We start from the raw sequence: 14,328 nt of genomic DNA, 5'->3' as shown, positions 1-14,328 counted from the left end.
TTGCCCTCTGCTGGATCTTTCACTTTAAACTTTGAAATGATTAAATAATAACTGAAAGCCGGTTACCACGACTGTTCCTAAACACCAGCCAGCGAGGACGTCACTGGGGTAATGAGCACCAACGTAGACACGGGAAAAGCCAATTGCAAGCACTAATGTTACTAGGATAGTGGTAATTGTAACTTTAACCCAGTTCCGGCGGACTACTTGCCAAGTCAGGAGAATTAAACAGCCCAGAATAAGTGCAGCCGCACTAGAATGTCCACTGGGAAAACTGTAACTACTGTAATGCATTAAAAGATTGGTATTGGGACGCGGTCGTTGAATCAGCAATTTGATAATCCGATTGAGCAGCACGCCTGAACCAATGGTGAGGAGAACTTGCCAAACAAAACGCCGATTGACCATGATCCCACTAAGAATGACGGTAATAACGATCCAGATAATGGTCTCCTTGGAATTAAACAATTGGGTAAAGTTCACAAAAAAGATATTCCAGACAACTGACCGATGGGCATTAATAATCTGCCGAAGCGCATCATCAATGCTTTGAACTGGGGCAGGATTAAAGAGCATCATGAGAAGTAAGCCAATAAAAATAATTAAACAAATACTAAATAAAATTTTTATTTTTTTCATAGGGCCCTCGCTTTCTAAACAATGAATATTCTAACAAAGTATTTGCTTAAGTGCCTTGCTAAATTTGGTGGAATTTGCTACCATCAATAACAATATCTAATCGCAAGCGGATTAGTAATTATGATTAATTATTCAGAGACCACATGGGGCTGTAAATGTGGAATTAATCATAATGAACTCACCGCATGAATGCTCAATGCTGAAATTAAGTAGGCAGCGACGTTTTCCGCGTTAAGGAATTGAAGTGCTACGTTAATGTAGAATACGGGTGGTACCGCGGAAAAGTTCGTCCTGTAGATACTGAGAAGTATCTGCGGGATTTTTTTGTGATTAGCAAACTGGTTAGTTAAAGGAGTATGAGATTATGGGATATGATCATTCCGCCATTGAAAAGAAATGGCAACGTTATTGGAAACAACATGAAACGTTTAAATCCACACTGGATAATAACAAAAAGAAATATTATGCACTGGATATGTTCCCGTACCCGTCTGGTCAGGGCTTGCACGTTGGTCACCCTGAAGGTTACACGGCTACGGACGTGATGTCCCGGATGAAGCGGATGCAAGGATTTAACGTTTTGCACCCAATGGGCTTTGATGCTTTCGGTTTACCGGCGGAACAATACGCGCTAAAGACTGGTCATAATCCGAAGGGGTTTACCAATAAGAACATTGACCACTTCCGTGATCAAATTCAGTCACTCGGTTTTTCTTATGACTGGGATCGTGAAGTTAACACCACGGATCCAAAGTATTATAAGTGGACCCAATGGATTTTTGAGCAGTTGTATAAAAAGGGCTTGGCCTACGAAGACGAAATCATGGTTAACTGGGCACCTGATTTTATGGGTGGCACAGTGGTGGCCAACGAAGAAGTTGAAGACGGTAAGACAAAACGGGGTGGCTACCCAGTTTATCGTAAGCCAATGAAACAATGGGTTTTGAAAATTACCGCTTATGCTGACCGTTTGATCGACGATTTAGACTTGGTTGATTGGCCAGAAAGTGTAAAGGAAATGCAGCGGAACTGGATTGGCCGTTCTGAAGGGGCTGCTGTTGACTTTGAAATTGCTGGTCATGCTGATCAAAAGATTGAAGTATTTACGACCCGTTGCGACACGTTATTTGGGGCTTCTTATGTGGTACTTGCTCCTGAGCATGAATTAGTTAACCAAATTACCACTGCTGATCAAAAGGCGGCGGTTAAGGAATACAAAGAAGAAGCATCCCGGCGTTCAGACCTTGAACGAACAGACCTGAGTAAAGAAAAGACAGGGGTTTTCACAGGTGCGTATGCCATCAATCCGGTTAATGGTGAAAAACTGCCAATTTGGATTTCTGACTATGTTTTGGCATCATATGGTACTGGTGCAGTTATGGCAGTTCCCGCTCATGATGATCGTGATTATGCGTTTGCCCATAAATTTAATTTGCCAATTAAGCAGGTCATCGAAGGTGGCAATTTAGAGAAAGCTGCCTATACTGGTGACGGCAAGCATATTAATTCAGGCTTCTTGGACGGATTAAATATTGATGACGCCAAGCAAAAGATGGTTGATTGGCTGACTGAACATCATGCCGGACAAAAGAAGGTTAATTATAAACTGCGTGATTGGATCTTTAGTCGGCAACGTTACTGGGGTGAACCAATCCCAGTTATCCATTGGGATGATGGGACAACATCTTTAGTACCAGAAGATGAACTTCCATTAGAATTGCCAGACACCGACAACATTGAACCTTCAGGGACCGGTGAATCACCATTAGCTAAAATTAAAGATTGGGTTAATGTTTATGATGAAAACGGGCGCCATGGTCTGCGGGAAACTAATACAATGCCGCAATGGGCTGGTTCATCCTGGTACTGGCTTCGTTATACTGACCCGCACAATGATCAAGCATTGGCCTCCAAGGAAGCCTTAGATTACTGGTCACCCGTTGATTTGTACGTTGGTGGTGCAGAACACGCAGTTCTCCACCTCCTATATGCTCGTTTCTGGCATAAGTTCCTATATGATTTGGGAGTTGTACCAACGCCAGAACCATTCATGAAATTGGTTAACCAAGGAATGATTCTTGGTAGTAACCACGAAAAGATGTCTAAATCTAAAGGCAACGTTGTTAACCCTGATGAAATTGTCGATCAATATGGGGCGGACACTTTACGACTCTATGAAATGTTCATGGGACCGTTGACGGAATCCGTTCCTTGGGATCCAAAGGGTCTCCATGGGGCTAATAAATGGGTTCATCGGGTTTGGCGCTTAATTATGGATGATAACAATCACTTACGTGACCGGATTTCAACGATTAACGATGGTAAACTTGATAAAGTCTACAACCAAACCGTTAAGAAAGTTACCGAAGATTATGAACGGATGCACTTTAATACGGCAATTTCACAATTAATGGTCTTCGTCAATGAAGCTTACAAAGTTGACGACCTGCCAGTTGAATATATTAAAGGGTTCATCAAGATGATTGCGCCAGTTATGCCGCACATGGCAGAAGAATTATGGAGCCAATTCAACGAAAGTGATACAATCACTTACCAACCTTGGCCAACTTATGATCCAAGTAAGATTGTTGAAGATGAAGTTGAAATGATTGTACAGGTTAACGGTAAGGTACGGGCTAAGTTGAAATTAGCCAAGGATACTGATAAGGACAGTGCTGAAAAGGCAGCCTTAGCGGATGACAATGTGCAAAAGTTTGTGGAAGGCAAGGACATTAAGAAAGTCATCGTCGTGCCAAATAAGATTGTTAACATTGTTGCTAAGTAATGAGTGACAAAAGGGCTTTTGAGACAAGGGTTTCAGGAGCCTTTTTCGTTGCGCAGAATGGAGGATCAAATGGATTATCATATTGTTTCATACCCAGCAGTAATTAGTGAAGAAGCAGGAAAAACGAAGGTACATTTTCCGGATTTACCAGCTGCTGATGTCTTGGACGATAATAAGTGGAATGCTTTAATGCGGGCGGAAATTGGTTTAGCGCTGACGGTGATTGATTTGGAGAGTCATCATGAAGAAGTACCAAAGCCGACGGATTTAGAAAAAGTCATTGAAGAATTTCAGACGGATGAAGTCAGTGTTCAAGCAATTACAACAGACTTAGATGAATATTAAGAATTGGCCAATTTGATTGCTTAACGTTTTAAATCAAGCTAGAATGATAAAGATTGTTTAAAAAATATAATGAAAAAGGTGAAAATATGAGATCAGGAGAAAGTGCAACTGATCATCAAGCTGCAACGAAGTCCCAGGATGCCCAAGCTAAAATGGTCACGGGTTCAGCGTGGATGACGGCTGGTAGTATTACTTCCCGCTTGTTAGGTGCCTTGTATGTGATTCCGTGGGTAACATGGATGGGTGCTTATAGTACTCAGGCTAACGCACTTTTTGCGAAAGGGTATAACATCTATAGTATGTTCTTAACGGTCGCCACGGCCGGAATTCCTTCCGCAATTTCAAAATTAGTCGCACATTATAATGGATTAGATCAGTATGGAGTAAGCCGACGTCTTTATCATTCAGGAATGTATGTGTCAATTGCCATGGGGGTCATCTGCTCTATTGTGATGTTCTTGGCAGCGGGTATTTTAGCAGCTGGTGATCCGAACGTGGTTCCAGTCATTCAGTCATTGACCTGGGCGGTGCTCGTCATTCCACCAATGAGTATCACGCGGGGCTTTCTACAAGGTTACAATTGGATGGCCCCTTCGGCAATGTCGCAATTTATTGAGCAAGTCTTTCGGGTTGCGTATATCCTCGCAGCGACGTTTTTGGTAATGAAAATTCAACGGGGGAGTTGGGTGATTGCGGTCACTCAGTCGACGTTTGCGGCCTTCATTGGGGCATTGGGCGCCATTGCAATTTTAGCATTGGCCTACTTTAAACACTTGCGGGAAATGAATGAGCTGGTTAAAAATGGTGAACGTAATCCCCATGTTTCAACCTTGGAATTAATTTTTAAAATTATTTACCAAGCAATTCCATTTATTGTGATTGAATCTGGGATCATCATCTTCCAATTGATTGATCAATATACTTTTCCACCGTTAATGCGGATGCTTGGACACTATACTACCTACGAAATCAATGCAGTTTACGCATTATTCTCATTTAATGCGAATAAGTTGTACATGATCATTATTTCGTTTGCTTCGGGTATGGCGGCCACAGCGATTCCACTATTATCGGAAGCGCGGGCCCAAAATGATACGGAGAGTATTCGTAAGCAGATTGAAAATGCTTTAACGTTATTTTATTTTGTCATGATTCCAGCCTCGATGGGCATGGCGGCTGTTGCTCAACAGATCTACACCGTCTTTTACCGTTATGATGCGGCGGGGGTGACAGTCCTTGAATTTGCGGCCTTTATGTCCATCCCCTTAGGAATGTACTCAGTGGCTGCAGCCATGATGCAAGGGATTTCAGAAAACAAACGGATGATGAGCTATCTGGGAATTGGTGTCATTGTTAAGTTTATCCTGCAGTTGCCATGTATGATGTTAGTTCGTGGTTTAGGACCACTTTTAGCTACTGGTCTGGCAATGATGGTGATTAACTACCTTATCTTACATTCATTTAATATGGAATTTGGCTTACACTTTAACGACATGGCCAAGTCCACGAACCAAATTCTTGGTTTTTCCCTGATTATGTTTGTGGCAGTTAAGGTCGTAATGTCGTTGATTAACATGGTAGTAAGTCCATATGGACGGTATACTGCGTTCTTCTCACTAATTCCTGGTGTTTTGGTTGGGATGGCCGTCTTTATTTACTTAGCCCTGCGGTATCGGTTAGCAGATAATTTGCTTGGCGCCAGAATGGCTGCTTTGCGAACCCGATTGCATATTAAATAGTGAAGATAAATAAATAAGCTCCGGTTGCGATTGTTGCGACTGGAGCTTATTTTGTATGGATGGATTCTTCTAAAAACGGATATTTTTGACAGGTCATCGTTAGATTAAACGGGTGACAACCTAATTCTTCACCGTCAATTTGGCCATGTTGAGCTGGACTAATAGAATATTTTAACTGGGACCCACGAAAGACGTAAGCGTGGCGAGATTTAGTTACTTTACCAGCCGCGAACATGATAATCGAACCTAGCAAGGTTAAGAAATGTTTCTTTTCGAGAACTACCAATTCTAGTTCAGAACGATCAATTGATTCATCTGGTGCGACCTGGATTCCACCACCGATGAACGGGTGATTACTAGTAACCACTAAATAAGCGTGCCGAAATATTTCCGTTTGACCAGAAGTCGTGACTGTAACGGTAAATGACTGTTGACGGATGAGAACTCCAATTGCTTTAGCGACGTAGGATAGTGTTCCTAAATGGTGCTGATTGAGAAACTTTTTGACTCGTGATGCATTGGTCCGGTGAACGATTGCTGCGTCAAATCCGGTACCGAAGTTATTCAAGAAGATACCAGATTGGTGATGTGAGTTTAAAAAGTGGCCGACATTAATCCAGTGAGGATGGTGGGCGTCCAAAATTTGCTGCAAGGCAATTAACGGTTTGCGAGAAATCCCATAACCACGTGCAAAATCATTTCCAGTGCCAGCGGGGATGTAAGCAACGGGAAGTGGTGATTTTTGCTGAGTATTTAGTAATCCATCAACGACCTCGTGGAGGGTACCATCGCCACCAATCACGATGATACAGGTATTCGTTAGTGATCGGCGAGCAAATTGCTGAGCTATTTGCCGTGGTTGCCCGGCCCGCTGACTAACGTTAATGTGAAAGGATACTCCTTGTTGGTGAAGGGATTGCTGAATCATGCGACTAACCTGGTGCCCCTTACCACTTCCGGAAACTGGATTCGTAATTATTTCATAATGCACTGGAAAGATTCCTCCTACCAAACTGAACTAAAGTAATTGAGTTTGGATTGTTTTTAAAACGCCGTCGTGTTTATTATCGGCAACCGCCTCTTTCGTAGCTACCGCGTGGACGGCCTCACCACCATTTGGCATGGCGTAGCTAAGTTCCGCGAGTTGAAGCATGGTCACGTCATTACCACCATCGCCGAAAGCGACCAAGTTTTTCTGAGATTGTCCCCAGCGATTTAGGAGTTGCGTTAGCGCCCATCCCTTATTGATTCCGGGATTAGTTAAATCCATGGATCCATTTCCACTTGGGGTCACCACGAGTGGATTACCGAATTGTGCAGTTAGTTTCTGAACAGCATTTTTAATTTGATCGTCACTTACTAGAAAGGAAATTTGAAAGAATTGATCGTCAGGAAGTTGATCAAAATTATCCACCAGTTGGTGAGTTGGGTAGTAAAAAGCAAGATGATTGATGGTAGCAGTTGAAGCATCCTTCGGGAAGTATCCTTGGCGGTGCCCAGAAATCACAGGTTCAATGTGCATGGTATGAACAAGGTAATTAATGACCTTGTGTGCAAGTTGTGGATCAAGGGTTTTGGTAAGAATTTCTTGACCATTTTCCACGATTTGCGCGCCGTTTTCCGCGATGATGGTTAGTTGGTCTTGTTCATTTGGAAAATAACGCTGTAAGCATTCTAAAGGATCACCGGATGCGACAACAAGACGTCGCCCTTGTCGTTGAAATGTTTGTAGAATTTTCTCAAAGAGGGGACGGTTAAATTTTTTGTCATCTGTCAGAAACGTACCGTCCATGTCAAAAGCAACAATTTGATAAGATGTAGTGTTCATTAATTACTCCTTAATTATGAAATCCAATGGTATGATCTTGGTCCATTAAAGAAATTTTCTTCATAAAACCAGGCAGGGCATGACTAATCTGATGTGGTAAGACAACGTATTGCTGTTCGGCAATTTCATCGGCAATAGCACTATGCGCATAGGTTGCAGCTAGTGCAGCATTGGTAATGTTTTTTCTGAATTGAGCTGTAAAGCCACCCACCATTCCGGCTAAGGTGTCACCCATTCCACCAACCGCTTGGGCCGCAGACCCAATGGGGAGCTGGTAAACCTTGGTGTCTGTATAAATTTCGGTATGGTGTTTTTTCAGAATTACGGTAGCATTTAGCTCATCTCGAACTTTTCGATTGACGGTTTCAGTTTGATCAGCAATTTGAATTCCAGATAATCGTTGCCACTCCATTTGGTGAGGAGTATAGATAATTTGGCCCTTCGGTTGAGCAATTTGGTCTCGCGCCATTAACGTAATGGCTGAACCATCAATGACAACCACTTGATGTTCATTGGTATGCTGAAAAACGTTCTCAAGAATTGTTTTACTTTCCGCTTCTTCACCGAGACCAGGGCCAATAACGATGGTATCTACTTTTGTCGTCAGCTGAGCAACTGCTTTGGAATCATTAAAATCAATGACCATTGCCTCGGGTAACTGTGAATGAATGGCGCTGGAATTAATGGGATCTGTCGCAACTGTAACTAGGCCGGTACCGCTATAAACACTGGCAGTACTGGCCATGATAATGGCACCACCGAATTGGTGATTACCACCTACCAAGAGAATTTTGCCGAAAGTCCGTTTAAAACTCTCCTGAGGACGGGGTGTAATAACGGTCTTTAAAATTGAACTATCTAATTTTTGCATATAAATTGACACTTCCTCGTGTTAATGAATGAAAACGATTTAATCGACTACAAACCTATGGTATCATAATCAATGTAGAAAGAATAATAGGAGGCAGAATCATGGCTGATTGGATGGCAAAAGCAAATGCGCAAAAAGATGATTACTTGCGTGATTTGACAACGTTAGTGAAGATTCCTAGTGTTCGTGATGATTCACAAGCAACCCCAGATGCACCGTTGGGACCAGGACCTACTCAAGCGTTGCATACTTTCTTAGCGATGGCCGCCAAGGATGGTTTTCGAACGAAAAACATTGACAATGTGGTTGGCTATGCTGACTGGGGTGAAGGTGATGAGGCCATTGCTATTTTAGCCCATCTCGACGTGATGCCGGCAGGTAAGGGCTGGGATAGTGACCCATTTGACCCAGTAATTAAAGATGGTAATTTTATTGGTCGTGGAGCCTCTGATGATAAGGGTCCCGGTTTGGCAGCTTACTATGCATTAAAGACCTTAAAAGAGATGGGAGTTAAGTTTCATAAAAAGGTTCGGTTTGTGGCTGGCACGGATGAAGAGAACGATTGGACTGGCATGACTAAATACTTTGCGACCGAACCAATGCCTGACTTAGGCTTCTCCCCAGATGCAGAATTTCCAGTTTATAACGGAGAAAAGGGAATGTTTTCAATTAAGATCGATATTGCTGGTGGCAATGAAGGGCAAGACATTCTGAAATCATTTAAGTCTGGTTTACGTTTTAACATGGTACCGCGTGAAGCAGAAGTTGTTATGGAAACAGCCGATAAGCACGCAGTGATGGAACGGTATGGTGAATTTCTCAAGCAAAATCCAGTGACTGGTGATGCGAAGGCAACTGAGAATGGACTTCATTTAGAAATGATCGGTAAAGCTGCTCACGGCATGGAACCAGAAAAGGGGATTAATGCCGGAACGTACATGGCCAAATTCTTGCAATCCTTACACTTTGGTGGAAATGCTAAGAACTTTATTGATTATGTAGCTGACTACTTACACTTGGATGATCGAATGGCTGGCTTTAAGACTGCATTTACCGATCCCGTCATGGGTGATTTAACGATGAATGCTGGCATCATGAATTTCGATGGTCAAAAGGGTGGTCACTTGGATATGAACTTCCGCTTCCCTAAGGGAATTACTCCTGATGAGATTCTTGCAAAGGTTAAGCCGATTGCTGCCGAGTTTGCAATTGATGCTCATTATGACTCTTTCCATGCACCGCACTTTGTTGATCCGGAAGATCCACTTGTTAAAACATTAATGAAATCATACATTGATGTTACTGGTGACCAAGATGCCAAGCCGGAGTGTATTGGTGGCCGAACGTATGGCCAATTAATTGATAATGGAGTTGCCTTTGGCGCACTGATGCCAGATACGCCAAACACAATGCACCAAGCAAATGAGTATCAGCCGGTTGATGATTTAATTAAATCAATGGCAATTTATATGCAGGCAATTCATGATTTGGTAACGGACTAAAAGGAGTGATTAAAATGGCAAATTACAAAAACATTTTAGTAGGTATTGATGGTTCCAAGCAATCAATGATGGCCTTTCATAAGGCAATTGACTTGGCAAAGCGGAATGAGGCGCATTTGCACTTATTAAGTGTTGTCAATGGTGAACACTATCCAACTGCAGCGGGATATGGAATTATTGATCGTGATATGTATGATGCAGCAGTTGAACGAATGAAGAATACTCTTACGAAGTTGGTTGAAGACGCTAAACAAGCGGGCTTAACGGACGTGGATTCTTCAGTCATGGTTGGAAACGCCAAAATTGCTATTACTGATCAATATCCTAAGAAGCATGATGTCGACATGATTGTTGTGGGGGCCACCGGACTGAATGTCATCGGACGGATTATTGTCGGATCAACTGCTGCTTACGTAATTCGCCATGCACCATGTGACGTCACCGTGGTTAAGACGGATGAAAATAATCAACCAGTTAAGGTTGAAGATGTGACCTATCCAGAAATTTAAATTCCGTTTAATCGTTATGATAAATCCCCACTAGTAATTAGTACTGGTGGGGATTATTTTATAAAAATAAAAATTGCTTTTTCGTTTCTTATTAAAAGTAATTAGTGTTATGATTATGAGTGTTTCTTGTTACAGAATTGTAATAAAAATAAGATATTGGGAGATTTTTAGATGAATACAAAAGGCAAGGTTGCTTCTGGAATTGTGGCTGCTCTAGTCATAATTATTGGAGGATCGTATTGGCACCAAAGTACTCATTTTAATAAAAATACAAAGATTAATGGGATTAACGTTGGTGGATTAACAAAAGCGCAGGCCTATGATAAAGTTTCACAAACTAAATTGACTAACCGGGTTTATTTAGATGGTCAGCTAATTTATCAAGGCAGTCGGACTTCGGCTGGTTATCGCAAAGCTGATCAAGGTAAGTTTAAAACTGCACTGCAGAAGCAATTCACACTATTTCCAAGCAGTAAGCAGCGTAACTTAAAGATCACCCCGAGCGAAAGCGATTCTTCGCGGGTTAAAGAGATTAAGCAGAGCGTTGAACGGAAACTGAAAACTTTAAATGAAAATCGTCAAGCCCCTGTAAATGCAAAAGTCGTTTGGCAAAATAATCAAGTTACCACAACGAAGCCCCAAAAGGGTAATCAATATGATGTCAAACGATTAATGCGCCGTTTGGATCAAAATGCTTATGATCCATCGATTCGGTTACCAAAGTTATATACACAGCCTTTGGGAGCAAGTAGCTCAGAGATAAAAAAGCAAAAGAATAAGCTGCAAAAGTTAAGTCACCGTTCCGTTGATTATCAAGTGGAACAAAAACGCTATCGACTTAGTAGTAAGGACGTTTTAACTAAGGTTACTTATGAGGACGGTAAATATACTTTTGATACAGCAGCGTTAAAACCGACCGTTAAAAAGATTAATCGAGAAAAGGCGACTTTAGGAAAGTCATTTAAATTCAAGACGCATTCTGGAAAGGTGATTAACACTGCTAAGGGCGGTAGTTATGGCTGGAAGATTAGTGAAACCAAAGCCGGTAAAACCCTTGGCAAGGCATTAGTTGATGGTAAGAAGTCGGTTAATGCCAAAGCAGATATCTTTGGGGAAGGTTATTATACTGGTGGCCTTGGCTATGGAGTAACTAAGAATCACGGCCTTGGTGACACCTATGCAGAAGTTTCAATTGCTGATCAGCACGCTTGGTTCTACAAAGACGGTAAAGAGGTCTTTAGTGCGGATGTTGTGACTGGAAAGCAGAGTAGCGGTGACGCGACGCCAAAAGGTGTTTGGCACATTATGTATCAACAAAGTCCATCAGTTCTACGTGGAACGGGCGATAGCGGTAAGTCATATACTCAACCAGTATCATACTGGTCAGCCTTTACTAATAGTGGGGTTGGCTTCCATGATGCTAGTTGGCGGTCCAATTGGTCTAAATCGGCTTATCTAAGTGATGGTTCCAATGGATGTGTAAATATGCACCCGAGTGATGCCGGAACAGCATATCATGCCATTGTGGTTCATGAACCAGTAATTGTTTATTAAAAAATAAAGATTGGAAGATTTTGATATTTTCCAATCTTTTTTTGTGTTTTTGCCGTCTATATAATACAGGAGGTAAAAATATGAAAAATTATATTTTGCGAATGATTGTCACGAGTAATTTGTTATTAATCAGTAGCAATCCAGCGCTTGCCAGCGTTAACTACTCACCAAATGAATGTGAACAACTAGCAGCAGCAATTTCTACGGGAGCACGACCACCATTATCGAATGATGAAATGAGCCAACTAGATTCTGAAACGGTGAATCGATTAGCGGGATGCCTGAAGGCCCAACACAGTAATTTACCCGCAGTGGTGTCATCTACAGATTCTAGTGAACAGCCCCAAACGAGGGAACCAAGTTCAATAAAACAAAAGGAAGAACATCAAGAGGAGAATACAAATAGACCGGTTGCTCGACAGTCGTTATCGGAAAGCGAGCAAGATTTCATTAATTTAATTGCCACGGATGCGCAAAAGATTGCTCAGGAACATGACCTTTATGCTTCAGTAATGATTGCCCAGGCAATTTTGGAGAGTGACTGGGGACGAAGTGATTTGGCACGAACGCATTATAATTTATTTGGAATTAAGGGATCGTACCATGGACAGAGTACGACAATGCCAACTCAGGAACATCGGATGGGACGTGACCTAACAGAGCAACATCCTTTTCGAAAATATCCTTCAGTAAGGGAATCGCTGCAGGATTACGCAATGGTATTAGATCAAGAAATATATGAACAGGTTCATAAGCAGCATTGCGTAGACTATCAAGCAGCAACGCGAGCACTTAATCAAAAATACGCAACTGATCCACAGTATCATTTAAAATTAAATCATTTGATTCAAGCCTATGATTTGACCAAGTATGATTTAATTCCAGAAAAAAGGAGCAGCCCGAGAATTCTCGGGCAATGAAGGAGAAGCATAAGGTGATCGAAAAACAACCAGTTCGGCGGTCGAAAACTACAAAACGTAAGGGGATTATTATTCCCTTAATTGGTGGAATTAGCTCGGTTGGGTTGGTGGAGTTATTCAAGCGTTGCATAAAATAAAACCCAGAGGAGGTAAGGACCATCCCCTGAGTTTTAAGTAATGTTGTGTTGATGAATTAACGAAGCGATGCTAGTTTATCATCAATCATTTGTAAAACGATATCCACGTTACGTGGATCTTCCAAATTGTATTTTTCCAAATCAATTTTCATTTTAGGACTAGCATCGTAATCACGGTACCACTTTTTATAAGCATTCCACATGTTATAATAATAGTCCTTTAATTCTGGTTTATTATCAATCTGCTCATAATCACGGCCCCGTTTTTTAATCCGATATAGGATGGTTTCAAAGTCCGTTTCTGAGTAAACCATTAGATCGGGGGCGCGTTTTGGCAGTTGTTTGAGATCTGCCATCATATTGTCTAGTAACTTAAGATAGACCTCTAATTCAGTATCAGAGATATTACCCTCCGCGTTGTTCTCGCGCGTAAATAGGGCATCTTCATAGATAGAACGGTCTAAAACATTGTTATCATCGCTCAAGGCCTTTTTGATCATCGAGAATCGTTTGTTTAAAAAGTAAATTTGCAGTAAAAAACCATATTGCTTAGGGTTCTTGTAGTATAGTGGTAATACTGGATTTTCACCAACGGGTTCGAAAAACGCTTGTGTGTGTAAATGGTCAGCAATTTTACCTGTAAGGGTCGTTTTACCAACACCAATCATGCCTGCTGTAATAATCACCATAGTGGCTCCTCTTTTAAATAGTTTTACAATGTAAACTATCTTACTACAAAAAACTGGTGTTGCCTATTATGATCTGGATATTATCGAGCGTTAAAACGACGGTGCTAATGAACAGGCTAGTACAGTTTTATCGAAATAATGATATAAATTAAATTATTTTATCTTTTTGTGGAGGAATACAAATGTCACCAAACGAGATTAAAGAACAGTTAGTAATGGCAAACCAGCAGGGATATTTGGTCGAAGTTTATAACTTTGCCGATGATGATATTTTTAATGTTGGCTTTGTGATTGCAATCGATCCATTATTTGTTTTGTTATTAGGAATTGATTGGGATGGTAAAATTAACGGGTTAACCGCAATCCGGCTAGCAAGTATTCATAAGGTTCAAGCGCATACTGACTATTTAACGACGGTCTCTTTAAAATGCAAAGTGGCCGAAGACCATCATTATTTCGATATTTGGAAATTACAAGAATTTTTGCGGCACCATGACTATCAAAATACCAATATCCTAAGGACCCTACTGGAGGATTCTTATCAAAATCAACTGCCGGTAGTAATCGGAACAGATCGTTATAAGGGTGAAGATGATTTTACGGGCTTAATTCATAGTTTGTCAGCCATTAAATTGAATTTACATTATCTAAACGAACATGACCTTTCTTCTCTATGGGAATATGAAATTTTGTTGGCCAAGATTGATTATCTGCGGGTTCGAGGAACCCAATGTGCGCAAGCAAAAGAAATTATGCAGAATGTCTTTGGTGTCCATTTTGAAAACAATTGAAATCCCTTTCAATTCGTAG

13 protein-coding genes and 1 other annotated feature are annotated in these 14,328 nt (G+C 41.3%); of the genes, 8 read left to right on the top strand and 5 right to left on the bottom strand.

What is annotated here, in order from left to right; translation table 11 throughout:
* Positions 1–24: 24 nt before the first annotated feature.
* The gene (locus AC1EKL_RS02125; RefSeq protein ID WP_480189299.1) at positions 25–639 is read right to left on the bottom strand and encodes a phosphatase PAP2 family protein; all 615 of its coding nucleotides are present in this window, start codon (positions 637–639) and stop codon (positions 25–27) included.
* A gap of 92 nt (positions 640–731) precedes the next feature.
* Positions 732–936, top strand: a binding site (T-box leader).
* Between the two features lie 67 nt (positions 937–1,003).
* Here AC1EKL_RS02125 and leuS point away from each other — a divergent pair.
* The 3 genes from leuS to AC1EKL_RS02110 all read left to right on the top strand — a co-directional run bounded on the left by leuS (position 1,004) and on the right by AC1EKL_RS02110 (position 5,508).
* Complete coding sequence (gene leuS, locus AC1EKL_RS02120; RefSeq protein WP_480189298.1) at positions 1,004–3,424, top strand: leucine--tRNA ligase; 2,421 nt, start codon at positions 1,004–1,006, stop codon at positions 3,422–3,424.
* A gap of 69 nt (positions 3,425–3,493) precedes the next feature.
* The gene (locus tag AC1EKL_RS02115; protein WP_480189297.1) at positions 3,494–3,769 is read left to right on the top strand and encodes a type II toxin-antitoxin system HicB family antitoxin; all 276 of its coding nucleotides are present in this window, start codon (positions 3,494–3,496) and stop codon (positions 3,767–3,769) included.
* 86 nt (positions 3,770–3,855) lie between these two features.
* Positions 3,856–5,508, top strand: a complete 1,653-nt coding sequence (locus AC1EKL_RS02110; RefSeq protein WP_480189296.1) for a putative polysaccharide biosynthesis protein — start codon at positions 3,856–3,858, stop codon at positions 5,506–5,508.
* 46 nt (positions 5,509–5,554) lie between these two features.
* Here the strand turns inward: AC1EKL_RS02110 and AC1EKL_RS02105 are convergent, their stop codons facing one another.
* The 3 genes from AC1EKL_RS02105 to AC1EKL_RS02095 are packed head-to-tail and all read right to left on the bottom strand — an operon-like array spanning position 5,555 to position 8,207.
* On the bottom strand, positions 5,555–6,499 hold the full coding sequence (locus AC1EKL_RS02105) for a diacylglycerol/lipid kinase family protein (RefSeq protein ID WP_480189295.1): 945 nt from the start codon (positions 6,497–6,499) through the stop codon (positions 5,555–5,557).
* A gap of 27 nt (positions 6,500–6,526) precedes the next feature.
* Positions 6,527–7,336: a Cof-type HAD-IIB family hydrolase gene (locus tag AC1EKL_RS02100; RefSeq protein WP_480189294.1), complete on the bottom strand. Its 810-nt coding sequence runs from the start codon at positions 7,334–7,336 to the stop codon at positions 6,527–6,529.
* Positions 7,337–7,346: 10 nt separating this feature from the next.
* Positions 7,347–8,207 (bottom strand): NAD(P)H-hydrate dehydratase, encoded by an 861-nt coding sequence (locus AC1EKL_RS02095; RefSeq protein ID WP_480190183.1) that lies wholly within the window; start codon positions 8,205–8,207, stop codon positions 7,347–7,349.
* 101 nt (positions 8,208–8,308) lie between these two features.
* Between AC1EKL_RS02095 and pepV the strand changes: the two genes are divergently transcribed.
* The 4 genes from pepV (at position 8,309) to AC1EKL_RS02075 (ending at position 12,692) form a co-directional block, all read left to right on the top strand.
* Entirely contained in the window at positions 8,309–9,709 is a 1,401-nt protein-coding gene (pepV, locus tag AC1EKL_RS02090) for a dipeptidase PepV (RefSeq protein ID WP_480189292.1), read from the top strand.
* A 14-nt stretch (positions 9,710–9,723) separates the two neighbouring features.
* Complete coding sequence (locus tag AC1EKL_RS02085) at positions 9,724–10,218, top strand: universal stress protein (RefSeq protein ID WP_480189291.1); 495 nt, start codon at positions 9,724–9,726, stop codon at positions 10,216–10,218.
* Between the two features lie 171 nt (positions 10,219–10,389).
* Positions 10,390–11,772 carry a L,D-transpeptidase family protein gene (locus AC1EKL_RS02080; protein ID WP_480189290.1) on the top strand — a complete coding sequence of 461 codons (1,383 nt, stop codon included), beginning with the start codon at positions 10,390–10,392 and terminating at the stop codon, positions 11,770–11,772.
* An 80-nt stretch (positions 11,773–11,852) separates the two neighbouring features.
* A complete protein-coding gene (locus AC1EKL_RS02075) occupies positions 11,853–12,692 on the top strand; it encodes a glycoside hydrolase family 73 protein (RefSeq protein ID WP_480189289.1) in 840 nt (279 codons plus the stop codon).
* A 193-nt stretch (positions 12,693–12,885) separates the two neighbouring features.
* Here AC1EKL_RS02075 and AC1EKL_RS02070 read toward each other — a convergent pair whose 3' ends face one another.
* The gene (locus AC1EKL_RS02070) at positions 12,886–13,518 is read right to left on the bottom strand and encodes a deoxynucleoside kinase (RefSeq protein ID WP_480189288.1); all 633 of its coding nucleotides are present in this window, start codon (positions 13,516–13,518) and stop codon (positions 12,886–12,888) included.
* 182 nt (positions 13,519–13,700) lie between these two features.
* Between AC1EKL_RS02070 and AC1EKL_RS02065 the strand changes: the two genes are divergently transcribed.
* Positions 13,701–14,309 carry a hypothetical protein gene (locus AC1EKL_RS02065; protein WP_480189287.1) on the top strand — a complete coding sequence of 203 codons (609 nt, stop codon included), beginning with the start codon at positions 13,701–13,703 and terminating at the stop codon, positions 14,307–14,309.
* Positions 14,310–14,328: the final 19 nt, after the last annotated feature.

The organism is Limosilactobacillus sp. C0001E2 (assembly GCF_056590915.1).
Note: the sequence above shows the minus strand (reverse complement) of the source record. Positions and strands in the feature narration are given on the sequence as shown.

Coding starts and splice junctions, on each gene's coding strand:
- pepV (WP_480189292.1), top strand. CDS start 8,309: ATGGCTGATTGGATGGCAAAAGCAAATGCGCAAAAAGATGATTACTTG.
- AC1EKL_RS02080 (WP_480189290.1), top strand. CDS start 10,390: ATGAATACAAAAGGCAAGGTTGCTTCTGGAATTGTGGCTGCTCTAGTC.
- AC1EKL_RS02125 (WP_480189299.1), bottom strand. CDS start 639: ATGAAAAAAATAAAAATTTTATTTAGTATTTGTTTAATTATTTTTATT.
- AC1EKL_RS02085 (WP_480189291.1), top strand. CDS start 9,724: ATGGCAAATTACAAAAACATTTTAGTAGGTATTGATGGTTCCAAGCAA.
- AC1EKL_RS02065 (WP_480189287.1), top strand. CDS start 13,701: ATGTCACCAAACGAGATTAAAGAACAGTTAGTAATGGCAAACCAGCAG.
- AC1EKL_RS02075 (WP_480189289.1), top strand. CDS start 11,853: ATGAAAAATTATATTTTGCGAATGATTGTCACGAGTAATTTGTTATTA.
- AC1EKL_RS02115 (WP_480189297.1), top strand. CDS start 3,494: ATGGATTATCATATTGTTTCATACCCAGCAGTAATTAGTGAAGAAGCA.
- leuS (WP_480189298.1), top strand. CDS start 1,004: ATGGGATATGATCATTCCGCCATTGAAAAGAAATGGCAACGTTATTGG.
- AC1EKL_RS02095 (WP_480190183.1), bottom strand. CDS start 8,207: ATGCAAAAATTAGATAGTTCAATTTTAAAGACCGTTATTACACCCCGT.
- AC1EKL_RS02110 (WP_480189296.1), top strand. CDS start 3,856: ATGAGATCAGGAGAAAGTGCAACTGATCATCAAGCTGCAACGAAGTCC.
- AC1EKL_RS02070 (WP_480189288.1), bottom strand. CDS start 13,518: ATGGTGATTATTACAGCAGGCATGATTGGTGTTGGTAAAACGACCCTT.
- AC1EKL_RS02100 (WP_480189294.1), bottom strand. CDS start 7,336: ATGAACACTACATCTTATCAAATTGTTGCTTTTGACATGGACGGTACG.